Origin of the sequence: Comamonas sp. SY3 (genome assembly GCF_041730275.1) — a bacterium.
Lineage (GTDB): Bacteria > Pseudomonadota > Gammaproteobacteria > Burkholderiales > Burkholderiaceae_C > Comamonas > Comamonas sediminis.
In genome coordinates this window covers 15,015-39,204 of record NZ_JBGTYN010000003.1, presented here as the reverse complement: position 1 = coordinate 39,204, position 24,190 = coordinate 15,015, and the positions used below count along the sequence as shown (strand labels likewise).

20 protein-coding genes are annotated in these 24,190 nt (G+C 66.5%); 15 read left to right on the top strand and 5 right to left on the bottom strand.

The features are described from left to right. Position 1: 1 nt before the first annotated feature. The 5 genes from pyk (at position 2) to ACCQ08_RS05050 (ending at position 7,066) form a co-directional block, all read left to right on the top strand. Entirely contained in the window at positions 2–1,447 is a 1,446-nt protein-coding gene (gene pyk, locus ACCQ08_RS05070; RefSeq protein ID WP_239809780.1) for a pyruvate kinase, read from the top strand. Between the two features lie 458 nt (positions 1,448–1,905). Next, complete coding sequence (locus ACCQ08_RS05065; protein ID WP_373449101.1) at positions 1,906–3,108, top strand: imelysin family protein; 1,203 nt, start codon at positions 1,906–1,908, stop codon at positions 3,106–3,108. Positions 3,109–3,128: 20 nt separating this feature from the next. Then, positions 3,129–4,688 carry a di-heme oxidoredictase family protein gene (locus ACCQ08_RS05060; protein WP_373449100.1) on the top strand — a complete coding sequence of 520 codons (1,560 nt, stop codon included), beginning with the start codon at positions 3,129–3,131 and terminating at the stop codon, positions 4,686–4,688. Next, positions 4,685–5,854: an imelysin family protein gene (locus ACCQ08_RS05055; RefSeq protein ID WP_373449099.1), complete on the top strand. Its 1,170-nt coding sequence runs from the start codon at positions 4,685–4,687 to the stop codon at positions 5,852–5,854. The genes ACCQ08_RS05060 and ACCQ08_RS05055 overlap by 4 nt, the downstream gene beginning before the upstream one ends. A gap of 9 nt (positions 5,855–5,863) precedes the next feature. Beyond that, on the top strand, positions 5,864–7,066 hold the full coding sequence (locus ACCQ08_RS05050; protein WP_373449098.1) for a DUF1513 domain-containing protein: 1,203 nt from the start codon (positions 5,864–5,866) through the stop codon (positions 7,064–7,066). A gap of 38 nt (positions 7,067–7,104) precedes the next feature. Here ACCQ08_RS05050 and ACCQ08_RS05045 read toward each other — a convergent pair whose 3' ends face one another. Next, positions 7,105–7,812 (bottom strand): phosphatase PAP2 family protein, encoded by a 708-nt coding sequence (locus tag ACCQ08_RS05045; RefSeq protein ID WP_373449097.1) that lies wholly within the window; start codon positions 7,810–7,812, stop codon positions 7,105–7,107. Positions 7,813–7,911: 99 nt separating this feature from the next. Between ACCQ08_RS05045 and ACCQ08_RS05040 the strand changes: the two genes are divergently transcribed. The 9 genes from ACCQ08_RS05040 (at position 7,912) to ACCQ08_RS05000 (ending at position 19,065) form a co-directional block, all read left to right on the top strand. Then, a complete protein-coding gene (locus tag ACCQ08_RS05040; protein WP_373449096.1) occupies positions 7,912–8,613 on the top strand; it encodes a response regulator in 702 nt (233 codons plus the stop codon). A gap of 2 nt (positions 8,614–8,615) precedes the next feature. Next, positions 8,616–9,965 (top strand): histidine kinase dimerization/phospho-acceptor domain-containing protein, encoded by a 1,350-nt coding sequence (locus ACCQ08_RS05035; protein WP_373449273.1) that lies wholly within the window; start codon positions 8,616–8,618, stop codon positions 9,963–9,965. Positions 9,966–10,086: 121 nt separating this feature from the next. Further along, complete coding sequence (gene fba, locus ACCQ08_RS05030; RefSeq protein ID WP_239809772.1) at positions 10,087–11,151, top strand: class II fructose-bisphosphate aldolase; 1,065 nt, start codon at positions 10,087–10,089, stop codon at positions 11,149–11,151. A 169-nt stretch (positions 11,152–11,320) separates the two neighbouring features. After that, on the top strand, positions 11,321–12,721 hold the full coding sequence (gorA, locus tag ACCQ08_RS05025) for a glutathione-disulfide reductase (RefSeq protein WP_373449095.1): 1,401 nt from the start codon (positions 11,321–11,323) through the stop codon (positions 12,719–12,721). 103 nt (positions 12,722–12,824) lie between these two features. Continuing rightward, entirely contained in the window at positions 12,825–14,057 is a 1,233-nt protein-coding gene (locus ACCQ08_RS05020; protein WP_312411743.1) for a M48 family metallopeptidase, read from the top strand. A gap of 153 nt (positions 14,058–14,210) precedes the next feature. Continuing rightward, positions 14,211–15,083, top strand: a complete 873-nt coding sequence (locus tag ACCQ08_RS05015) for a hypothetical protein (protein ID WP_239809769.1) — start codon at positions 14,211–14,213, stop codon at positions 15,081–15,083. 187 nt (positions 15,084–15,270) lie between these two features. After that, positions 15,271–16,959 (top strand): AMP-binding protein, encoded by a 1,689-nt coding sequence (locus ACCQ08_RS05010; RefSeq protein WP_373449094.1) that lies wholly within the window; start codon positions 15,271–15,273, stop codon positions 16,957–16,959. Between the two features lie 71 nt (positions 16,960–17,030). After that, the gene (locus tag ACCQ08_RS05005) at positions 17,031–17,789 is read left to right on the top strand and encodes a 5'-methylthioadenosine/adenosylhomocysteine nucleosidase (RefSeq protein ID WP_373449093.1); all 759 of its coding nucleotides are present in this window, start codon (positions 17,031–17,033) and stop codon (positions 17,787–17,789) included. Between the two features lie 76 nt (positions 17,790–17,865). Further along, positions 17,866–19,065, top strand: coding sequence for an MFS transporter (locus ACCQ08_RS05000; protein WP_373449092.1), 1,200 nt, complete (start codon positions 17,866–17,868; stop codon positions 19,063–19,065). Between the two features lie 15 nt (positions 19,066–19,080). Here the strand turns inward: ACCQ08_RS05000 and corA are convergent, their stop codons facing one another. The 4 genes from corA to tsaB form a co-directional block, all read right to left on the bottom strand. Beyond that, a complete protein-coding gene (gene corA, locus ACCQ08_RS04995; protein WP_239809765.1) occupies positions 19,081–20,067 on the bottom strand; it encodes a magnesium/cobalt transporter CorA in 987 nt (328 codons plus the stop codon). A 313-nt stretch (positions 20,068–20,380) separates the two neighbouring features. Next, positions 20,381–21,199: a hypothetical protein gene (locus ACCQ08_RS04990; protein WP_373449091.1), complete on the bottom strand. Its 819-nt coding sequence runs from the start codon at positions 21,197–21,199 to the stop codon at positions 20,381–20,383. Then, positions 21,196–21,672 carry a ribosomal protein S18-alanine N-acetyltransferase gene (gene rimI, locus ACCQ08_RS04985; protein WP_239809763.1) on the bottom strand — a complete coding sequence of 159 codons (477 nt, stop codon included), beginning with the start codon at positions 21,670–21,672 and terminating at the stop codon, positions 21,196–21,198. Before rimI ends, ACCQ08_RS04990 begins: the two co-directional genes overlap by 4 nt. Continuing rightward, positions 21,669–22,388, bottom strand: a complete 720-nt coding sequence (tsaB, locus tag ACCQ08_RS04980) for a tRNA (adenosine(37)-N6)-threonylcarbamoyltransferase complex dimerization subunit type 1 TsaB (protein WP_312528066.1) — start codon at positions 22,386–22,388, stop codon at positions 21,669–21,671. The genes rimI and tsaB overlap by 4 nt, the downstream gene beginning before the upstream one ends. Positions 22,389–22,747: 359 nt before the next feature. Between tsaB and dacB the strand changes: the two genes are divergently transcribed. After that, on the top strand, positions 22,748–24,133 hold the full coding sequence (gene dacB, locus ACCQ08_RS04975; protein ID WP_373449272.1) for a D-alanyl-D-alanine carboxypeptidase/D-alanyl-D-alanine-endopeptidase: 1,386 nt from the start codon (positions 22,748–22,750) through the stop codon (positions 24,131–24,133). Positions 24,134–24,190: the final 57 nt, after the last annotated feature.

Here is a 24,190-nt window from a genome sequence, read left to right as displayed (position 1 = left end):
CATGATTTCGCCCAAGATCCGCCGCGCCACCAAGATTGTTGCCACGCTGGGCCCCGCTTCCAGCGAGCCGGCCCTGCTCGAAGAGATGATCCGTGCGGGGGTCAATGTGGTGCGTCTGAACTTCAGCCACGGCAAGGCGCAGGACCATGTGGACCGCGCCCGCATGGTGCGCGAGGCGGCGCAGCGTGCCGGCCGTGAAGTGGCGATCATGGCCGACCTGCAAGGTCCCAAGATCCGTGTCGGCAAGTTTGCCGAAGGCAAGGTGATGCTGGAGCCGGGCGCGAAATTTGTACTCGATGCCTCCCGCCAGGAGCCCGGTGACCTGCAGGGCGTAGGTCTGGACTACAAGGAGCTGCCCCGCGATGTGCGCGCGGGCGATGTGCTGCTGCTCAACGACGGCCTGATCGTGCTGACTGTCGATGGTGTGCTGGGCGACGCGGTGCACACCACTGTCAAGCTCGGTGGCGAGCTGTCCAACAACAAGGGCATCAACAAAAAGGGCGGCGGCCTGACCGCGCCGGCGCTGACGGCCAAGGACATGGAAGACATCAAGACCGCGATGAGCTTCCAGGCCGACTACGTAGCCGTCAGCTTTCCCAAGACCGCCACCGACATGGAAATGGCACGCCAGCTGTGCATGGTGGCCGCAGCCGAGTACCGCCACCGCCCCGGCCTGATTGCCAAGATCGAGCGTGCCGAGGCGATTCCGCACCTGGAAGACATCCTGCGCGTGTCCGACGGCATCATGGTCGCGCGCGGTGACCTGGCAGTGGAAGTGGGCCATGCGGCGGTGCCGGCCTTGCAAAAGAAGATGATCCGCATGGCGCGCGAGATGGACAAGGTCGTCATTACCGCCACGCAGATGATGGAGAGCATGATCACCAACCCCGTGCCCACCCGCGCCGAGGTGAGCGACGTGGCCAATGCCGTGCTGGACGGCACCGACGCAGTGATGCTGAGCGCCGAGACGGCTGCCGGCAAGTTCCCGCTGGAGACGGTGCTGGAGATGGTTGACATCTGCGCCCAGGCTGAGGCCTCGGCCGACTGGGATGTGGACACCGACTTTGTGGGCAAGACCTTCCAGCGCATCGACCAGAGCATCGCGTTGGGCGCGCTGTTCACTGCCACCCACCTGGGTGCCAAGGCCCTGGTCGCGATGACCGACAGCGGCTCGACCGCGCTGTGGATGAGCCGCCACCGCACCCAGATCCCCATCTACGCGCTGACGCCGAAGGTGGCCACCCAGCGCAAGATGGCGCTGTACCGCAATGTGCGCCCGTTGCTGATGGACACCAGCGCCGACCGCGACACCGCGCTGGCCCAGGCCGAGGTGCACCTGAAGGCCCGCGATATCGTGCAAAGCGGCGATATCTATGCGATCACCTGTGGCGAGCCGATGGGCTCGCCCGGCGGCACCAACATGATGAAGATCAGCCGCGTGCTTTAAAGCCGCCTGGCCTTTGACCGGTACCGGGGCGCTTGCAGGCGCCCTTTTTTTGTCGCATGGGTACCCGTTGCAAAACCCCGGCTACGGCTCGACGGCAAAAGGCGCGATGCGCCGCATCCCGATCCGCGTCCATCCCGTTGGGCGAGGGCCCTGCAGAGGATCGCTAGATCCGTCCCAGGTTGTGCGGATTTGTGACTGCGGCGATACTATGCCGCTCAGCGAGCCTGCCCATACGCCCGTGTGGACCAAGGGACTGCGCTGAAGCCATTCGAAACCAGGCTTTCTTGCCCCCGGAGACAGGGGCAGACCGGTGCTTCACCCGCCTGGCTTTCGACCACCTAGCCAAGCTGCTGCGATAAGAATTCACAACACGCACGCCTATAGCAGCCCAGCCAAACCCTTGTTGTTGAGCAGCACAGCGCCGCTGTGCCTGCATGTTTTTTTGGAAGAGGGAATCTATGTCGCAACGACTAGTACGCCGTTCGGTGTTGGGGCTGGCCTTGGGCCTGGGTTTGGGCGCAGTTGCCGGCGTGTCTGCACCGGCGTTTGCACAGACGGCGGCCGCCAAGGCCGGCAAGCTGGACGCCCGTGCGGTGGCAGTGGGCTACAGCGAATTGGTCTACGCCAACTACAGCGATAGCCTGGCATCGGCACGCGACATGCAAAAGGCCATTGCCGCCTTGCTCGCAGCCCCCTCCAAAGAGACGCTGGAAGCCGCACGCAAGAGCTGGCTCGACGCGCGTGAGTTCTATGGTCAGACGGAGGCCTTCCGCTTCTACGGCGGCCCGATCGATGACGAGAACGGCCCCGAAGGCCAGATCAATGCCTGGCCGATGGACGAGTCCTATGTGGACTATGTCGAGGGCAAGCCCAACGCCGGCTTCATCAACGATCCCAAGTTCAAGATCACCAAGGCCAACCTGGCCAAGCAAAACGAGCGCGGCGGCGAGGAAAACATTGCCACTGGCTCGCATGCGATTGAGTTTCTGCTCTGGGGCCAGGACCTGTCCGAAACCGGCCCGGGCGACCGCTCGTTTGAAGACTATGTCGATGGCAAGCGCGCCAACGCCGACCGCCGCCGCCTCTACCTGAAGGTGGTGACCGAGCTGCTGATCGACGACCTGGCCAGCGTCACCAAGGCCTGGGCGCCGGGCCAGAAGAACTACCGCGCCCAGTTCGACAAGGGCGGCGTGGAGTCGGTGCGCAAGATCATCGTCGGCCTGGGCTCGCTCTCGCGCGGCGAACTGGCGGGCGAGCGCATGGAAGTGCCGCTGAACTCGCAGGACCAGGAAGACGAGCATTCCTGCTTCTCCGACAACACCCACCGCGACATGGTCGCCAATGCCACCGGCATCCAGAACGTCTGGCTGGGCCAGTACAAGCGCCGCGATGGCTCGACCCTGAAGGTGGCCTCGCTGGCCGACCTGGTGGCGGCCAAGAATGCCGAGCTGTCGGGCAAGACCAGCGCGCAGATCGACAGCACGGTCAAGGCGACCGAAGGCATCCAGGCCCCGTTCGACCGCGAAATCATTGGCGGCGCCGACGCACCGGGCCGCAAGCGCATCCAGGCGGCGGTGGACAGCGCCACCGAGCAGTCCAAGCTGCTGGTGCAGGCGGCCAATGCCATCGGCATCACCAAGCTGACCCTGGTCCAGCCCTGACGAAGGACCGTTGCTGCACTATGTCTGTGAAGATGAATGACAACAAGCCCGGTGGCCGCGCGCAGCGGCTGGCATGGGCAGCAGCGGGTCTGTGCGCGGCCACCGCCCTGGTGGTGGCCCTGCGCCCGGAGGCCAGCGTGGCGCAGACCAGCGCCCCCGCCGAGGCCGCCGCAGCGGCGCCCGTGCAAGACCCCAGCGAGATGACCGGCGGCGACACCACGGTGTTTGCCACCGGCAAGAACGCGTTCTCGTTTCCTTTTGCCTCGCTGGCCGATGCAGAGCGCACGCGCTTTGTCATTGGCAACTCCTTTTTCAAGCGCAACTGGGTGGAGGCACCGGCCTCGACCCGGCTGCGCGATGGCCTGGGCCCGCATTTCATTGCCCGCAGCTGCGCGGGCTGCCACGTCATGGATGGGCGCGGTGAGCCGCCAGAGTTCCACCGCACGCTGGGGCCCGATCCCGAGCCCACGGTGGCGCTGCTGATCCGCCTGTCGGTGCCCGGCAAGGCCGACCCGCATGCGGGCGTGGTGCCCGAGCCGACCTATGGCGACCAGTTCAACAACGCGGCCGTGCAGGGCGTCAAGCCAGAGGGCATCGTGCGCATCCACGGCACGCCGATCAAGGGCCGCTTTGCCGATGGCACGGCCTACGAACTCATCCAGCCCCGCTACGAGCTGACCGACCTGGGCTACGGCCCGATGGCCAAGGATGTGATGCTGAGCCCGCGCATCGCACCCCAGGTGGTGGGCGTGGGCCTGATCGAGGCCATTGCCGAGGCCGACATCCTCGCCAATGTGCAGGAGCAGGCGGCGCTGGCCGGCCCCATCAAGGGCCAGGTCAACCGCGTCTGGGACGCCTATGGCCAGCGTGAGGCGATTGGCCGCTTCGGCTGGAAGGCCAACTCGCCCAGCGTCGCGCACCAGACGGCCAACGCCTTCTCGGGCGACATGGGCATCACCTCGCGCATCTTCCCGAACGAGAACTGCACCCCGGCGCAAAAGGACTGCCTGGCCGCACCGCATGGCGGCGGACTGGACAAATCCACCGCCGGCCGCACGGCGGCGCAGGCGCGCGCCGATGCCCCCGAGATCGACGACAAGACGCTCGACGATGTGATCTTCTACCAGGCCACCTTGGCGCCTGCGGCCCGCCGCAACATCAATGACTCGGCCGTCAAGCTGGGCCAGCGCCTGTTTGCCCAGGCGCAGTGCGCCGTCTGCCACAAGCCCAGCTATGTGACCGGCCCCGGCCCCTTCCCCAGGCTGACGGCCAAGAACATTGCTGGCCAGAAGATCTGGCCCTACACCGATCTGCTGTTGCATGACATGGGCCCGGCGCTGGCCGATGGCAGGCCGGACTTTCTGGCCAACGGCCAGCAGTGGCGCACGCCGCCGCTATGGGGCATTGGCCTGATTCAGGACGTGAACGGCCACCAGCGCCTGCTGCACGATGGCCGTGCGCGCGGCGTGCTGGAGGCCATTCTCTGGCATGGCGGCGAGGCCGAGCAGGCCAAGCAGCAGGTGCTGAACATGGGGGCTCCCGAGCGCGAGGCCCTGGTCAAGTTTGTGGAGTCGCTATGACGCAAGTCGGTACCAAGCCTAAGCCTGTGACGGCCGCGCAATCGCTGGGCAGGGCCTGCGCCCTGGCGGCCCTGGCCGCCACGGGCAGCCTTGCCCCGTGGGCGCAGGCCGCGGACACCCCCATGCCTTACTACACGGCCGCCCAGGCGCTGCAAAGCCTGTATGGCCAGCACCTGCCAGCGCGCGCGGCGGCGTTTACCCAGGCCGCCAACGCGCAGGGCCAGGCACTGACGAGCTTCTGCGCCGGGCCGGCGGCTGCCGCCAAAACGGCGGCAGCAGAGCTGCGCGGCCAGTGGCAGCGCAGCCATACCGCCTGGCTGCAGTTGTCAACGCCCAGCGTCGGGCCCTTGGTGGAGCGCCGCTCGCTGCGGCAGATTGATTTCACGCCGATCCGCACGGCGCTGATCACCCGCGCCGTCAAGAAAGGCCCGCAGACCGCCGCCGACATGGAGCTGGTGGGCACACCCGCCAAGGGCTTTGGCGCGCTGGACTGGCTGCTGAGCCAGGGCCTGCAGCCGGCCAGCCCGGAGTGCGCGTTTGCGGTGCAGGTGGCCCGGGCGATCAGCGCCGAAGCGCAGAGCCTGCAGGCGGTGCTGGAGCCCCTGCGCGGCAAGACCTGGAGTGTCGAAGGCTCGGAGAGCGAGGCTGAAGATGCCGCCAGCCCCGGCGCCAAGGAGACGGGCGCGGCGATTGAGGAATGGATCAACCAGTGGCTGGGCGGGCTGGAGCGGCTGCGCTGGGCGCAGATGGAAAAGCCCGTCAAGGTGGTCGAGGGCAGCAACAAGGCGCCCGCCTTTGCCCGCATCGCGATGGCCGACAACTGGCGCGAGTGGCAGACCCAGTGGCAGGCCCTGCATGCCCAGGCCTTGCTCACCCCGGCGCAGCGCCAGCTGCCGCCCGTGCCCGGCAAGGACCTGATCTCGATCGAAGCCCTGCTGCTCAGCAAGGGCCATATCGCGCTGGCCCAGCGCTGGCGCGAGGCCATTGGTGTGGCCGATGCCGCGATGCCGGCCCCCGGCAAAGTGCCTGCCAAGGAGGGCGCGCAGGCCAACAGCGAGATTCTGGCGCTCGCCACCAAGCTCAAGGGCATCACCGCGCTGTACCAGGCCGAGGTGGCGCCGGCGCTCGATATTCCCCTGGGCTTTAGCGACAGCGATGGCGACTGAGGACAAACGGTGACGGTGTTATCCACATCCCTGCCCCGGCGCGCGCTGCTGCGCGGGCTGGGCGCGTCGGCGATGGGCGCGCTGGGCCTGGCCGAGCTGTCCTTTGCCAACGATGCGGGCAGTACGGCGGGTATAAGCCGGCTCGCAGCCGTCTGGCGCGATGGACCCAGTGCGATGGCGCAGGACTGGGCCGGTGTGCTTGAAGTACTGCCCCAGGCCGGCGGCGGCCATGCCTGGCGCATGGCAGCGCGCACCCCGTTGCCCACGCGCGGCCATGGCGTGCAAACCCTGCCGGGCGGCCAACTGGTGTTTGCCGCCCGCCGGCCCGGCGATTGGCTGCTGCGCTGGCAGCCCGAGACGGACGCGCTGCAATGGGCCTGGATGCAGGAGGACCGCTGCTTCAACGGCCATGTGGCGCTGGCGGCGCCCGCCACTGCACGGGCTCAATCTGGCGCAGGCCGCAGCGGCATTCTCTTCACCACCGAAACCGATCTGGAAGACAGCCAGGGCTGCATCGGGCTGCGCGATGCCGCCAGCCTGCAGAAGCTGGCCGAATGGCGCAGCCATGGCATGGATCCGCATGAATTGCTGGTGCTGCCGGCCGCGCTGGGCAGTCTGCCGGCCGGCACCCTGGTCGTCGCCAATGGCGGCATTCCCACCCAAAGCGAGACCGGGCGCAGCAAGAAATGGCTGGACAGCATGGACCCGTCCCTGGTCGCACTGCACCCGGCCGATGGGCGCCTGCTGGGCCAGTGGAAGCTGCCCGACCCGCGCCTGTCGATCCGGCACCTGGCCTGGGATGGCGCGCGCCAGCGCCTGGGCATTGCGCTGCAGGCCGAGCATGGCGATGCGCGGCGCCACAGCGCGCCCATCTTCGCCGTCTGGGATGGCCAGCGGCTGCTGCTGGCGCAGGACCAGCCACCGCTGGCCGGCTACGGCGGCAGCGTGGAATGCGCGCCGCTGGCCCAAGGCGGTTTTGTGGTCAGTTGCCCCAAGTCCGACTGCATGGCCTGGTTTGACGCCCAGGCGCGCTACCTGGGCAGCAGCCCGCAAAGCGAAGTCTGCCCGGTGGCCCGCGATGGCGGGCGGCTATGGGCCGGCGGCGGCTATGGGGTGGCCGAGCGGACCAGCCGCAGCAGCGACCGGGCGGTGCCTGCACTGGACACGGTGACCGGGCTGATGTTCGACAACCATTGGCGCTTGATGGGCTAAGGGGCAGCGCCCCCGGCGCGGTTCAGGCGTTCAGGCGCTCAGGCGCTGAGACGGCGTCGTGCCATGCCCATGTCGATGACCAGGCCTGCGGTCCAGCACAGCCAGGCGGTCCACAAGGTGTGGCTCATATAGTGGGCGCCGCGCATCTGCTGGCCCAGGCCCAGCAGCAGGCCCATCACGAGCGCCACCGCCAGCCACCAGCGGGCGGCGCGCGGTGTATCGCGGGCCAGCGCAAAATAGCCGCCGACAAAGGAAAAGCCCGCCGCCGCATGGCCGGCTGGAAAGCAGCGGCCCGCGCCCCCGTCATGCACGCCCCAGCGCCAGTGTGATACATACTCGGCCACGCCGCCGAAGACCGACAGATCCCAGGGGCAGCTGGTAGCGCTGCTGCGCTTGAGGATGGCCACCACCGCCAGAGACGCCAGAATGCTGACCAGCAACTGCACCCGCCTGGCCGTTGGCAGCTTGCGCAGCAGGCCAAAGGGCATCCAGACGCCCAGGCTCAAGGCCAGCACGATCACCCAGCCCAGGTTGCGCATGCCCTGGTGCATGTAGGTGACCAGGAAATGGTCGTCGCGCAGCGCAAAGCCCTGGGCGGTGCCCCAGACCTGGGCCAGCGCCAGGTCCTGGCCCGAGACATCCCAGAGCGCAATCAGCAAAAAGCTGAGCACGGTGGCCAGCAGCCAGCGGGGGTTGTAGAGAGCGGGGCGGGGTTCGGTCAGGGGGGCGGGAGGGCAGGAAGGCATCATTGCATGCTGCGCCGACCGGCTTAAGGGTTTCTTAATGTCCCAGGTGCAAGGCGCCGGGCATAGGCGCGGTGGCGCAACTCATGCACAATGCCAGCCATGCGCATACTCATGGTGGAAGACGATGCCGGCATTGCAGAGGGCCTGCAGGCCAATCTGCAGCAGCGCGGCCATGCGGTGGACTGGTGCCCGACACTGGCCGAGGCCTGGCGCGCGCTGACGGCCGAGGGCTTTGACGTGGTGCTGCTGGACCTGGGCCTGCCCGATGGCGACGGCTCGCGCCTCTTGCAGCAGCTGCGCAATGCGCTGCCGCCCACGGGCCTGCGCAAAAGCCTGCCCGATCCGGCGACGCCGGTCATCGTGCTGACGGCCCGCGACGGCGTGCACGACCGCGTTGAAAACCTGGACCTGGGCGCGGACGACTACCTCTCCAAGCCCTTCGATGCCGAAGAGCTGCAGGCCCGGTTGCGCGCGCTGGTGCGCCGCGCGGCGGGCCGCGCCAATCCGCTGATCCACTACCGCGACCTGGTGCTGGACCCGGCCTTGCACCAGGTGCGGCTGCGGGACGAGGGCGTTGAGCTCTCGCCCCGGGCCTACACGATCTTGCTGATCCTGCTGCAGGCCCATGGCAGGGTGCTGTCGCGCCAGCAGCTTGAAGAAAAGCTCTACAGCTTTGATGCCTCGGTCGAGAGCAATGCGGTGGAGGTGCATATCCACCACCTGCGCAAAAAGCTCGGCGCCGACTACATCCTGACGATGCGTGGCGTGGGCTACTTTATGCCCCAGGACCAGGCATCGTGAACCTGGCGGCCAAGCCCCCGCGCCTGCCGCAGCTGCGCACCCGGCTGCTGGTCTGGATTCTGGGGGCGCTGGTGGTTGTCTGGGCCAGCTTTGTCTACTGGGCCTACCAAACAGGTATCGAAGAGGCCGATGAGCTGACCGACGGGCACCTGGCCGGCGTCGCCGCGCTGGTGCTCAACATTCCCTACAGCGCGCAAATCCCGGCGGGCCTGCCGACCGAGCGGGTGCCGCTGCCGGGGCTGCATGCGCATGACTACCAGCAGTCGATGAGCCTGCAGGTCTGGACCGCCGACGGTGACCTGGTACTCAACGTCGGCAGTGCGCCGCGCCTGCATTTTGCCGATGGACGCAGCGGTTTCTTTGATGCGCAGCTGGGCGCGAGGCACGAGGTCTGGCGCACCTTCACCCAGTGGAACACCGAACACACGCGCAAGGTGGCGGTACTGGTCAACCTGCAGGAGCGCGATGACCTGGCCGATGACATTGCCGGGCAGATGATTCTGCCGGGGTTGTGGCTGCTGCCGGTCGTCACCCTGGTGCTGGGGCTGACGATCCGCGCCGGCCTCAAGCCGCTGACCCAGCTCTCGCGCGATGTGGAGCAGCTCGAACCCGAGCAGGGCCAGCGCCTGTCCACCGGCCACAACTGGCAGGAGTTCCGGGCGGTGACCCTGGCCTTCAACAGCTTGCTGGACCGCAATGACGAGGCGATGGAGCGCGAGCGGACCTTGGCCAACCAGGTCGCCCATGAGCTGCGCACGCCGCTGGCCTCCATCAGCCTGCATGCGCAATCCCTGCAAGGCGGGCTGGACCCCGCCCAGCAGGCCCAGGCGGTGCAGCGCCTGCATGCCGATGCGCTGCGCGCAGGCCATGTGCTCAACCAGATTCTGGCGCTGGCCCGCAGCAACCGGGTGGCGCTGACCCAGCAGGCCGCGCCGGTGGACCTGGCGCAGCTGGCCCGCAGCATGGTGGCTGAGTACGCGCAGGCGGCCTGGCGCCGGGGCAGCAGCGTGGCCGTAGAGATGCCTGAGCAACTGTGGGTGAAAGGCCATGCCGTGCTGCTGGAGGTGGCCTTGCGCAACCTGGTCGAGAATGCGCTGCGCCACACCCCCGAAGGCACGCAGGTCGAGGTGCAGGGCGGCATGGACGGGGGGCAGTGCTGGCTGCAGGTCTGCGACGATGGCGGGCGCGTGCAGCAGCAGCCCGTGCCCGAACCGGTGGACAGCCTGCAGCTGGGCCACCAGATCGTGCAGCGCATCATGGCGCTGCACGGGGGCAGTTTTGCGCAGCCGCAGGCGCTGGCGCCCTATACCACTTGCTACCGCCTCAGTATGCCGCTCGCCCAGATGGCCTGAGCTTGCTAAAATAGGCAGTTACCAAGCGGTTACCATGCCGCAGACATGAATCCAGGGTGTTGACGCGGCTGCTGTGGCCGCTGCAGCACTCTTTCTTTGCATTAGAACGGACACGACCACCATGCCTTTGATCTCGATGCGCGAAATGCTCGACCATGCCGCCGAAAATGGCTACGGCATCCCTGCCTTCAACGTCAACAACCTGGAGCAGGTCCAGGCCGTGATGTCGGCGGCAGACGAAGTGGGTGCGCCCGTGATCTTGCAGGCCAGCGCCGGCGCCCGCAAGTATGCCGGTGAGCCCTTCATCAAGCACCTGATCCAGGCTGCTGCCGAGATGTACCCCCACATCCCGCTGGTGATGCACCAGGACCACGGCACGACGCCTGAAGTCTGCCAGGGCGCGCTGAACCTGGGCTTTGGCTCGGTGATGATGGACGGCTCGCTGATGAGCGACGGCAAGACCCCGTCGTCCTTTGACTACAACGTCGATGTGACCCAGAAGGTCGTCGCGATGGCCCACCAGATCGGTGCCACCGTCGAAGGCGAGCTGGGCTGCCTGGGCAACCTGGAAACCGGTGAAGCCGGCGAAGAAGACGGCATTGGCGCCGAAGGCAAGCTGGACCACAGCCAGATGCTGACCGACCCCGAGGAAGCGGCCGTGTTCGTCAAGGCCACGCAGCTGGACGCGCTGGCCATTGCCATCGGCACCAGCCACGGCGCCTACAAGTTCAGCCGCAAGCCCACCGGCGACATCCTGGCGATCTCGCGCGTCAAGGAAATCCATGCCCGCATCCCCAACACCCACCTGGTGATGCATGGCTCCTCGTCGGTGCCCCAAGAGCTGCTGGCCATCATCAACCAGTACGGCGGCAAGATGAAGGAAACCTACGGCGTGCCCGTCGAAGAGATCCAGGAAGCCATCAAGTACGGCGTGCGCAAGATCAACATCGACACCGACATCCGCCTGGCGATGACCGGCGCGGTGCGCAAGTTCCTGGCCGAGAACCCCGACAAGTTTGATGCCCGCGAATGGCTCAAGCCCGCCCGTGAAGCCGCCAAGCAAGTCTGCAAGGCCCGCTACATCGAGTTCGGCTGCGAAGGCCAGGGCGGCAAGATCAAGGGCTACAGCCTGGAGCAGATGGCCAAGAAGTACAGCGCCGGCGATCTGGCCCAGCTGGTCAAGTAAATCTGCCTGCATTGCCAGTGCCTGGGGCACTGGCCGCAAAAGCCTGCAATCGCACCCGCATTGCAGGCTTTTGCTTTTGGGCCTACGCGATGCGGCGATAACCGCACACGCGCACTGCGGCCGGTGTTTTTGCACAATGCCATGCATCGCAAACAAAGGAGCGCACAGCATGCAGACAAGCCATTCCTGGGATCTGGACCTGGTGGTGATTGGTGGCGGATCGGGGGGCGTGCGGGCCGCACGCATGGCGGCAGCGCGGGGCGCCAGGGTGGCGGTGGTGGAGTCCAAGGCCATGGGCGGCACCTGCGTCAACGTCGGCTGCATTCCCAAAAAACTCTACAGCTATGCGGCCGGTTACGCCGAGGCCTTTGACGAGGCGCGTGGCTATGGCTGGCAAATGCCCGAGACCATTGCGCTGGATTGGCAGGCGCTGAAGACAGCACGCGCGCGGGAAATCACCCGGCTCAATGGCATCTATGAAGGCCTGATGCGCAATGCCCAGGTGGAGCGCATTGCCGGCCAGGGCCGTCTGACCGATGCCCACACGGTGGTGGTTTCTGCCGATGGCGCCGATGTGCGCACGTTGCGCGCCGCCCATATCCTGATCGCCACCGGCGGCACGCCGGTGCGCCCGGACCTGCCCGGCAGCGAGCATGTGATCGTCTCCGACGACATGTTTGACCTGGCTACGTTGCCGCGCCGCCTGGTGGTCGTGGGCGCCGGCTACATCGGCTGCGAGATGGCGAGCATCTTCCACGGGCTGGGCGTCCAGGTGAGCCTGCTGCACCGGGGCGACCAGATTCTGCGCGGCTTTGACGACGAGGTGCGCAGCTTTGTCGCCGAGGAAATGCGCAAGAGCGGGGTGGAGCTGCGCATGAAGACGGAGGTGACATCCATTGCCTGCGACACTGCCAGCGGCGAGCGCACCCTGACCCTGGCCGATGGCAGCACCCTGAAGGCCGACCAGGTTCTGTACGCCACCGGCCGCAAGGCCAACGTCAGCGGCCTGGGGCTGGAGGCGCTGGGCATTGCGTTGGACAAGAGCGGCGCCATCGTCGTCGATGCGCAGATGGCCACCGCCCAGCCGAGCGTGCATGCGCTGGGCGATGTCGTGGGGCGCATGGAGCTGACCCCGGTGGCGCTGGCCGAAGCGATGGCCTGGGTGGACCATATCTGGGGCCCCGAGGCCGGCAAGGATGCACGGGTCATGGACTACGACAACATCCCGACGGCGGTGTTCACCCATCCGCAGATCGGCACTGTCGGCCTGACCGAGGCCCAGGCCCGCGAGCGCCATGGGGCCGTGCGCATCTACCGCAGCGATTTCAAGCCGCTGCGCCATACCTTGTCGGGGCGCAGCGAGCGCTGCCTGGTCAAGCTGGTCGTCGATGACGCCAGCGACAAGGTACTGGGCCTGCATGTGGTCGGCGCCGATGCCGCCGAAATCACCCAGGGCTTTGCAGTGGCCCTGAAAGCCGGTGCCACCAAGGCGCTGTTTGACCAGACGATCGGCATCCATCCGACGATGGCCGAAGAGCTGGTCACCTTGCGCGAAGTAAGCCGCAAGTAAGCTTCAGATCGCGGCAGTTGCTGCTTTGCAACATCTTATAAATTCTCTCTATAAAGGCCGCGTGTCTCGGGCATGATACGCGCTCTTTACAGAGGAGATACATATGAAGGAGTGGGTGTATCCGCGCGAGCGGACACTGGGCGCCATCACCCTGGTTCTGGGTCTGTTGGCATGGTTGCTGATCTTGTTGCTGACCCTGGGCACGGTGCTGATCTACCTGCTCGTCGGTTTCATTTTTTATCTTTTTGCACAGTCGGCATTGATTGCCTGGCTGCGCGGCACTGCCGTGCGCCTGTCGGACGAGCAGTTCCCCGAGCTGTATCTGCAGTACCTGCAATGCTGCAAGAAGCTGGAGCTGGTCGACCCGCCCGAGGCCTATCTGCTGCAAGGCGATGGCTTGATGAATGCCTTTGCGACCCGCTTTCTGGGCCGCAACTTCGTCATCGTGCTGAGCGACACGGTCGACGCGATGCGTGCCTTGCCCGATGGCATCAACTTCTACTTCGGCCATGAGCTGGGCCATATCAAGCAGGGCCACCTGACCGGGCACTTCTGGCGCATGCCAGTGCTGTGGCTGCCGCTGGTCGGGGCCGCCTACGCGCGTGCCAAGGAGTACACCTGCGACCTGCACGGCCGCGCCTGCTGCGAAGGCTCGGAGTCCGCAGGCCGTGCGCTGTCGGTGCTCGCCGCTGGCGCGCAGAAGTGGAAAACCATCAATCTGGTGCAGTATGCGCGCCAGACCATGAGCAACCGGGGCTTCTTCCCCGATCTGCACGAGCTGCTGAGTGGCTACCCCTGGCTGACCAAGCGCGTGGCGCGCATGATCAGCCCCGGCATCAAGATGCCGGGCCGCAATCCCTTCTCCTATCTGTTTGCGCTGTTCGTGCCCTATGGCGGCCGGGCTGGCGGCGGGGCGGTGGGCCTGCTGATGGTGATCGCGATCATCGGTATCGCTGCTGCGGTCGCAATACCGGCACTCAAGGGCGGCGCCGGTGGGGGTGCCTTCAGCCAGATGCTGATGCAAGGCATGCAGTCGCAAAAGGGCAAGGAGGCCTTCGAGAAGGAATGGACCCAGGCCGAGCCGGTGCGCCAGGCGCTGTCGCGCTACTACCAGACCTATGAGGAAGTACCTGACTCCCTGTCCGATGCCGGTGTGTCGCCCGAGCAGGAAGGCAGGCTGATGTATGACAGCGAGGACATGTCGCTGACCGCGCTCACCATCCACGGCCAGTTGCAGATGCAGCCGATGCAGGGCGAGGGCGGCAAGGTGGTCTGGCATTGCAGCGCTGATGGCGCGGCGCAACAGTACCTGCCGGCCAGTTGCCAGAGCAAGTGAAGCATTTGGATACACTCGCTGCCGAAGTCTCCTGATTCAGCCCGGCGGCCTCGGACAGAATCCGCAACGGCCTTGCTATGATGCAGGGCTTGGCGGTGTGGCACAGGCCACGCGCTGTCTGTGGGCCGCCGCCACTGTTTTCAGGATCCGTCTATGTCTTTTTCCGCTGCCCGTTCTCTGTCCTGGCTGGGGTGCGCCGCCGCAGCCGTGGTGCTGAGCGCCTGCGCACCGCTGCCTTCGAATGTGGAGCCGGTGGGCCGCACCCTCGTGTCCATGGACCAGAACACGGACCTGCGCTGGACCTACTGGGGCACCGACAGCGAGGTGCTCGATGTGCTGCCCGAAGACCTGGCCAAGGACAAGCCGCTGCAGGCCAAGCTCTGGCAGATGCGCACCAGGCTGGGCGAACTGGTGGGCGTGATGTCGCTGCGCTCCAACGTCGATGACCTGAACAACAAGAACACCGTCTGGACCCAGGACTGCCCCAAGCAAAAGGGCGTGCTGGTCGAGCGCACCCAGGGCCTGAACATTGGCCGCGTGGACTGCCTGCGCATCAAGCGCACCGCCAACAGCAGCGATTGGCTGGCGCAGAACGATGCGGCGATGGCATCCCGCCTGGAGGCCGCTGGTGTCTACTTTGCGCGCCCGGTGGCCTATGTGTCCTACCAGTTCACCACCAGCAATGGCGGCTATGTCGAAGCGCAGGTGCTGGTGGACCAGCGCCTGGTGCGTCCGCCGATCCGCAGCAGCGTGGACTTTCTGGCCGCTGGCCGCTCGCTGGACCGCTGGGCGCAAGCACTGGCGCGCTCCATGCGTGAGAGCACCGGCTACTTCAATGGTGTGCTGACCGTGCCACCTTTCCCTTACGAGATCGACCAGCAGCCGTATTACGAGACCAAGCAGGACGACTCCGATGTACTGTTTGGCAAGGAAAAGCCCAATCCGCAGGCCGCGGAGGAGAAAGCAGCGTCGGTGGTTGCCCCTGCGGGGACAGCACCCGCCGCGGCCGCACCCGCCAAGCGCTGATCGCTTCCCCTGCTCTGCAGCAGCCATGGCCTCGGTCATGGCTTTTTTTTGTCTTTTTACGGGTATATCCAGACTTGGAATGGGCCCAGAATTTGCACAATAGGGTCACATCGAACAACATGGCTCAACAGCAAGCCGGGCGCACTGGGCGCCGGCACCCGCTGTATGACCGACAGGAGACTTGTGCATGACCGAACGCCCATGGCTGGCCACTTACCCCCCAGAGATTCCCGAGGACATTGATCCTGAGCGCATTCCCACCTTGGTGCAGTTGCTCAACCAGGCCTTCATCCAGTACGCCGACCGCACGGCGCTGCATTTCATGGGCGCGCGCTTCAGCTACCGCCAGCTCGACGACTACAGCGTGGCGCTGGCCGCCTACCTGCAGACCTTGCCGCTGGCCAAGGGCGACCGCGTAGCGCTGATGATGCCCAATGTGCCGCAGTATGCGGCGGCTGTCGCTGCCGTGTTGCGCGCGGGCCTCGTGGTGGTCAATGTGAACCCGCTCTATACCGCCTCGGAGCTGGACCACCAGCTCAAGGACAGCGGCGCCAAGGTGATGATCGTGCTGGAGAACTTTGGCGCCACCGTGCAGAACTGCCCGGCCCACCGCCAGCTCGAGAAGATCATTGTCTGCAGCATGGGCGATTGCCTGGGTCTGATCAAGGGCAGCATCGTCAACTACGTGGTGCGCCACAGCAAGAAGCTGGTCGCGCCTTTCACCCTCGAGCGCAGCATCCGCTACCCCGATGCGATCCGGGAGGGCGAGCGCCACAGCTTCTCGCCGGTCGAGATCGGACTGGACGATGTCGCTGCGCTGCAGTACACCGGCGGCACCACTGGCGTGGCCAAGGGCGCGGTGCTGCTGCACCGCAACCTGGGCGCCAATGTGCTGCAGGTGCAGGCCTGGTACGGGCCGGCGCTCAAGACCATTTCGCAAGGGGAGCAGCCGCTGTGTGTCTGTGCGCTGCCGCTCTACCATATCTTCGCGTTCACGGTCTGTTTTCTGCTGTCGATGCGCCTTGGGCACCAGGTGCTGCTGATCCCCAACCCGCGCGACATGAAGGCGGTGCTGGGCGAGCTGGGCAAGTATGAGTTCCATACCTTGCCAGCGGTCAACACCTTGTTCAACGGCCTGATGAGCCACCCCGATTTCGACAAGGTGAACTGGAAGAACCTGCGCGTGGTCGTGGGCGGCGGCGCGGCGGTGCAATCGTCCGTGGCCGAGCGCTGGCTGCAGCGCGTTGGCCAGCCCATCGTCGAAGGCTATGGCCTGTCCGAAACCAGCCCGGTGGCCAGCTGCAACTTCGTCGGCACCGGCCAGAAGGCCTCGGGCTCGATCGGCTACCCGATGCCGGGCACCGACATGGCCATCCTCGACGATGCCGGCGAGCCGGTGCCACAAGGCGAGCGCGGCGAGGTCTGCATACGCGGCCCGCAGGTGATGGCCGGCTACTGGCAGCGCCCGGACGAGACGGCCAAGTCCATGACCGAGGACGGGTTCTTCCGCTCGGGCGATATCGGCATCATGGAGCCCGATGGCATGTTCCGCATCGTCGACCGCAAGAAGGACATGGTGCTGGTCAGCGGCTTCAACGTCTACCCCAATGAGGTGGAGGACGTGGCCGCATCCTTCCCCGGCGTGGCCGAATGCGCGGTGGTCGGTGTGCCCGACGAGAAGACCGGCGAGGCGATCAAGCTGGTGGTGGTACGCAAGTCCGCCGATGTGACCGAGGCACAGCTGCGCGCCCATTGCGCCGAGCACCTGACTGGCTACAAACGGCCCAAGTACATCGAGTTCCGCGACAACCTGCCCAAGACCCCGGTCGGCAAGATCCTGCGGCGCGAGCTGCGCGACCAAAGCACCAACGCCTGAGCGCCGCAGACCAGTAAGACAAAGCGGAGATTGCAGCGACAATCTCCGCTTTGCCTTTTCTGGATTCCGACGTGACCCTTGCCATTCTCAGCGCCCTTCCCGAGGAGCAGGCCGGCATTGCTGCGCTGCTGACCGATGCCCGCATCCACGACCATGCCGGCCGCCGCTATAGCTGCGGTCAGCTGCACGGCCAGGCGGTGGTGCTGGCGCTGTCGGGCATCGGCAAGGTGGCGGCGGCCAGCACGGCGGCGACCCTGATCGAGCGCTTTGGCGCACGCGGCATCGTGTTTACCGGTGTGGCCGGAGGCCTGGGCGACGGTGTGCAGGTGGGCGATGTGGTCGTGGCCACCCGCTATGCGCAGCACGACCTGGACGCCTCGCCGATCTTCCCGCGCTACGAGGTGCCGGGCTATGGCCGGGCCCTTTTCGACTGTGATGCTGCGCTGAGCGCGCAACTGGCCGTGGCCGTGCAGCAATGCCTGGCCGGTGGCGGAGCCGCCTGGACGGCCGAACTGGGCCTGCCCGCACCGCAGATGCACCAGGGTCTCGTCGTCAGCGGCGACCGCTTTGTCAGCAGCGCCGCCGAAGTGCAGGCCCTGCGCAGCGGCTTGCGGGCGGTGGGCATGGATGCGCTGGCCGTCGAGATGGAGGGCGCCGCCGTCGCCCAGGTCTGCGCCGACCACGGCTTGCCGTTTGCTGCGATGCGCAGCATCTCCGACCGGGCCGACGACAGCGCGCACCTGGACTTTCCCCGCTTCATCCATACGATCTCCAGCCGCTATGCGCAGCACATCATCGGCAGCCTGGTGCGGAGCTTGCCGGCCCGCTGAATGGCCGGCCCGGTAGCGCGGGTGACTGTGCAGCGCGGCAAGCCTGGTCACAATGGCGCGCTGCCTTGATCTGACCATGCCCCTTTTTTCCGCTCCATCCTTTGCGCCCGGCCAGGTGCTGACCACCTGCAAACTGGGCCTGGGGCAGATGCTGTCCTGGGGCTCGGCGTTCTACCTGCCCGCCATCCTGGCCGGCGCGATGGGCGAGAGCCTGGGCATACCGCCATCGCGCATCTTTGCCGCGTTTTCGGTGGCGTTGCTGATGATGGCGCTCACCGGGCCAGTGGCCGGGCGGCTGATCGACCGCTGGGGCGGGCGCCCGCTGCTGATGGCCACCAACCTGCTGTTTGCGCTGGGGCTGGTGCTGCTGTCGCAGGTGCAGACCCAGGTCCAGCTGTTTGCGGTCTGGTTGCTGCTCGGCTTGGCGATGGGAGCGGGGCTGTACGAGGCGGCCTTTTCCACCTCGGTGCGCCTCTACGGCAAGGCAGCGCGGGGCAGCATAGTCGGCATCACCTTGTTTGGCGGCTTTGCCAGCACCTTGAGCTGGCCACTGACCACCTGGCTGCTGCATAGCTGGGGCTGGCGCGAAGCCTGCCTGGTCTGGGCGGGCGTGCAGTTGCTGGTATTGCTGCCGTTGCATGCGAGCCTGCCCCGTGCGCCCGCGCGTGCCAGCGCCGATGCGGTGGTGCCGCCAACGGGCTTGCCGGCCGCGCCCGCCGCTGCCTTGCGGGGCCAGTGGCTCAGCCTGGTCTTGCTGGCGCTGACCTTTGCAGCGATCTGGTTCATCGGCACCTCGATGATGTCGCACCTGCCGCGCCTGCTGATGGTCAGCGGCGCCAGCGCGACAGCGGCCGTGGCTGCGGCAGCGCTAGTGGGCCCTGCCCAGGTGGCCAGCCGCATTGCAGATTATGCTTTTCTGCGCCGCGCCCATCCGCTATGGTCAGCGCGCATTGCCGTGACGGCCTATCCGTTGGCGGCCTTGCTGCTGGCGGTTTTTGGTGCACCGGGTGCCTGGGCCTATGCGTTAGCCTTTGGGCTGGGCAACGGCATCATGACGGTCGTCATCGGTACGCTGCCGCTGGCGATGTTTGGCGCGCAAGGCTATGGCCAGCGCCAGGGCCTGCTGATGGTGCCGGCCCGCATGACCCAGGCCAGCGCCCCTTTTCTGTTTGGCCTGGCGCTGGAGCAGTGGCAGCTGGGCGCCCTCTGGGTGCTGATGCTCGCCGCCTCGATGGCCGCAACGGCGCTGTGGTGCCTGCGGCCCAAGCAGGTGTAGCGCGCGCGGGGGGCGTTACTTGAGCCAGCCGCGCTTGCGGAAGTACAGCATCGGGATCAGCGCGCTGCCCACCATCAGCGCAATACCGTAGGCATAGCCATATTGCCAGTCGATTTCGGGCATGTACTTGAAGTTCATGCCGTAGACGCTGGCGATCAAGGTGGGTGGCAGCAGCGCGACGCTGGCCACCGAGAAGATCTTGATGATCTTGTTCTGGTTGATGTTGATGAAACCGACGGTCGCATCCATCAGGAAGTTGATCTTGTCGAACAGGAAGGCGGTGTGGTTGTCCAGCGATTCGATGTCGCGCAGGATCTGGCGCGCATCCTCGAACTGGTCGGAGTTGAGCATCTTGCTGCGCATGACAAAGCTCACGGCACGGCGGGTGTCCATCACATTGCGGCGAATGCGGCCGTTCAAGTCTTCCTGGCGGGCGATGGCCGAGAGCACTTCGCTCGCGTGGGTGTCGGTCACATTGCCGGCCAGCACCTGGGTGCTGACTTTTTCCAGGTCGTCGTAAATGCCTTCCAGGGTGTCGGCCGAGTACTCGGCGTCGGCATCGAACAGCTTGAGCAGTACGTCCTTGCTGTCCTCGATCAGGCCGGGCGCCCGGCGGGCACGCAGGCGCAGCAGGCGGAACACCGGCACATCCTCATCGTGGATGGAAAACAGCACGCCATAGCTCTTGAGTGACGCATTGTGCAGGTTCATGATGAAGGCCACGCGCACGCTGCGCGGGTCGTCTTCGTCATCGATCAGGAAGTCGCTGCGGATGTGCAGATCGCCATTGTCCTCTTCGTAGAAACGGGCCGATTCCTCGATGTCCTGGTCCATCGCGTCTTCGGGAATGGACAGGCCGTAGTGCTGCTTGATCCAGCGCTTTTCTTCAAGGGTGGGGGACTCGAGGTCGACCCAGATCGGCTGAAAACGGGCCAGGTCCTGCAGGGATTCGATCTCTTCCTGCACCAGACGGCCATTGGCAAGCGTAAAGATGTTGAGCATAGGCTCACTTCCTTGTTGTTATTGGTCTGCAAAAGGGGGCGGGGGGCGCTTCCGACCCATGTGCAGCCATGTGCTTGCCAGGGTGGAAGCTACCAACTTGGGTAGGGATCCAAGGAGAGACTCCGGTTTGTGAATGGGCGCCATTATGGCATTCCCGCATCCGCTGCGCATGACGATGCGCTTTGTGGGGTTGCAGCGTTGTCAACACCCCACGCCAGCCGCTGTCAGTGGGTGCCTACATTCGCCTGATGGCGTCCCGTTGGAGGCCCATCGGAGACAGATTGGAGGCAGATTGGCAGGTTTGTGAGGAAATTTAACGGCCAGCCTGGGCCAGCGCGAAGCACAGATCGGCCCAGGTTGCCGCCTTGGCCTGGGGTGTGCGCAGCAGGTGGCTCGGGTCGTAGCTGACCACGGCCGGCAGCTGGCTGCCGCCCAACTGGTGGAGCTGCTGGCGCAGGCGGGAGAAGGGCTGGTCGCCCGGCATCAGGTGGCGCACCGCCGGCAGGCCCAGCAGCAGGGCCATCGCTGGCTGGCATTCCTGCACCAGCGCATCGATGCTGTAGCTGGGCAAGCCATCATCGCCTTCCTGGTTGGCGGGGATGCGGGCCAGCGGCACCCAGTAGACGGGGGCATCGGTCAGGCGCATGGCCCGCAGCATCTGCAGCAGCAGCTGGCAGGCTTCACCCTGCTGAGGCGCGCCTTCGGGCAGCTCGGCCACTACCAGCCAGGCAGGCTGGGTGGCAGCGGCAGGCGGCGGCTGCTTGCCTTGCAGATCGAGCAGCACCGGCGCGCGCAGCGCAAAGCGCACACGCGGAAAATCGGCCGGCAGCGCCTGCGGGGAGGTGGTCCGGGCCGCTGCAGGCGCAGGGGCTGGCGTTGGCGCAGTGGCTGGCGCTGCCGTCTCTGGGACGGCAGCCGCTGGCATCGTAGGTGCTGCAGGTGCAGCCGGTGCAGTGGTCCCTACCGTTGCAGGCACAGGCTCCGCGTGCAGCCGCGCTGCGGCCACCGGGGCTGGGGCCGGGGTCACCTCGGGCGCGGTCTGGGCGGCAGGCGCGGGCGATTCGGGCCACCACAGCGGGTGGCCCATCTCTTGCAGCATGGCGCGTTGGCGGGCGTCCAGGTTCAGGCTCATGGGGTGGTAGGCAGCAGATAACGCATGACCATGGCGTCCTCGCGTTCGACATGGGATACCGGATAGTAGCGCTTTCGCAGCCCTACCGATTCAAATCCAAACTGCAGGTAGATCTGCTGGGCGCGCAGATTGCTGATGCGCACTTCCAGCCAGATCGCCTGGGCGCGTGCGCTGACGGCCCAGCTGCGCAGCTGCTCCAGCAGCACCTTGGCCCAGCCCTGGCGCTGGTGCTGCGGGTTGACGGTGATGTTGAGCAGGTGCAGCTCATCGACACCCTGCATGGCGACAAAGTAGCCGATCAACGCCTCGTCGGCCCAGAGCAGCTGCATCGCATAGCCCATGGCCATCGAATCGATGAAATTGCCCCGCGTCCAGGGGTGGCTGTAGCACTGGTTCTCAACGGCCAGCAGCGCGTCCAGGTCATCGGCGCGCAGCGCGGACCAGCGCAACTGGGGCGTGGCGGGCAGGCTCATGGCGCACTGCCTGGGCTGCCGGCCGCCTGGGCTTGCTTTTCTGCCTCGCGCTCGGCCGTGGTCTTGGCGACCTTGTCGCGGATATAGAGGGGCAGCGCATCCTGCGCCGCCACCGCCTGGCCTTGGGCCAGCAGGTAGGGCGCCAGGCTCAGCAAGGCCTGGGCGGTGGGCATGGCCTGCAGATGGGTGGCACCGGGCGCCAGGCGATCACCATAAATGGGCTGGGCATTGCCGGCCACCACAAAGCCTGGGGGCACCTGCACATCCTGCGGCGGGCAGACCTGCAGATCGCCCAAGGTCTGCCAGTGGCCATCGGCATACTGGTAGACGGCGTTGTAGACCTCGTCCATGCGCGCGTCCAGGCAGGCCAGCACCTGGGTGCAACCATATTGCAGGCGGGCCTCTTCGGCCACCGCCATCAGGGTATCGACCGGCAGCACCGGCACGCCCTGGCCGCCGTTGGCCACAAAGGCCAGGCCCTGGGCAATGGCGCAGGCGGTGCGCAGGCCGGTGAACGAGCCCGGGCCCCGGCCAAACACAATCGCATCCAGCGCGTCGAAGCCCAGGCCCGCATCGGCCATCAGGCCACGCACCGCCGGCAGCAACTGGCTGGAGGTGTGCTGGCCACCGGCACCGCTGTGCAGCCAGCGCCGGTCATCCCGCGCGGTGGCAATGAAGAGGGTGTCGGTACTGGATTCGAGGGCAAGCAGGTTCATGGGGTAGGGCGCGCAGGCGCTGTGCCAGCGCCCGGTTTCAGCCCCCGTACAGGGGCGGCAACCTGCCATTATCGGGGCAAAGCCAAGGCTGCATGCCGGGCTTGGGCATAGCCGCTAGACTGCTGCCCATGCAACAGATTTCTCCGATGGCGCCCCTTTCTCCGTCCCTGGCAGGGCTGAATCCCGGCCGGTCCGGCGGCAGCGGCGGCTGGCTGCTCCCGCTCGCGATTGCGCTCAGCCAGGTGGCCTGCGCCCAGACCCCGGCCGCCCCGGCTGCCGACCCGGCGCCCAAGCCTATCCGGCTGGCCCAGCCCGTGGCGGTAGCGCCCCAGGCAGCCCCGGTACCGGCCAGCGCAGCCATGCAGGCCCCTGCCGCAGCCGCCAGCGCCTGGCCTGCCGACCGCCTGCCGGCCGAGGTCGAAGCCGCGTTGCAGCGCGGCAAGGTAGCGCCTGATGCGGTCTCCGTGGTGGTGATGGATGTCAGCGGCGCGCAGCGCCCGCTGCTCGATGTGCACAGCGATGTGGGCCGCAACCCGGCCTCGGTGATGAAGCTGGTGACCACCTATGCGGCGCTCGAGATTCTGGGCCCCGCCTACACCTGGGACACCCGCATTGCGACCGACGGCCAGGTTGCCCAGGGCGCCCTCAATGGCAATCTGTATGTACAGGGCTCGGGCGACCCCAAGCTGGTGATGGAGCGCCTCTGGCTGCTGCAGCGGCGACTGCTGGGCCAGGGCATCCAGGTCATCGTCGGCGATGTGGTGCTGGACCGCTCGGCCTTCTCGCTGCCGCCCATCGACCCTGCACGTTTTGACAACGAGCCCTACCGGCCCTACAACGCTGTGCCCGATGCGCTGCTGCTGAACTACAAGTCGCTGACGATGCGCTTCATCCCCGATGCGGCCGCCGGCGTGGCCCGCATCGCCTACGAGCCGGCCGTTGCCCATCTGCGCCTGCCCAGCACCGTGCCCCTGCTCAAGACCAAGGGCAATGCCTGTGGTGACTGGCGCGGCGCGCTGAAAGCGCAGCTGTCCGATGCCACGCAGATCCAGTTCCTGGGCGGTTACCCGGCTGCCTGCGGAGAAAACAGCTGGGCCGTGGCGCCTGCCGCGCCCGACCGCTTTGCGCCCCGCGTGTTTGAAGGCATGTGGCGCGAGCTGGGTGGCAAGGTCACCGGCCAGGTGCGCATGGGCACGACGCCCGACGGCGTGCAGCCGCTGATGAGCTTCAGCTCGCCCACATTGGGTGAGGTGGTGCGCGACATCAACAAGTACAGCAACAATGTGATGACCCAGCAGGTGTTCCTGACCCTGGGCAAGGAGCGCGCCGGGGTCGGCACCTTTGAAGGCGGCCGCCAGGCGGTGGCGCAGTGGTGGAGCGAGCGCGTGCCCGGCATGGCCGCGCCCACCATCGACAACGGTGCCGGTCTCTCGCGCGATGCGCGCATCACCGCCGGCTCGCTGGCCAAGATGCTCTCGGTTGCCTGGAACTCCAACGTCATGCCCGAACTGATGGCCTCCATGCCCATCGTTGGTGTGGACGGCACGATGAAAAACAGCAAGAGCGCCCACACCGGTGGCGCCCATCTGAAGACCGGCACCCTGCGCGATGCCTCGGCCATTGCCGGCTATGTCAATGGCCGTGACGGGCGCCGCTGGGTCGTCGTGGCGATGGCCAACAGCGACAACGCGCCCCAGGCGCGTCCTGCCTGGGATGCGCTGATCGACTGGGTAGCGGCACAGTAAACCTGGCCAGGTCAACGCTCTCAGCGGTGGTCCGCAGGTCGGGAAAAACCTGCCTGC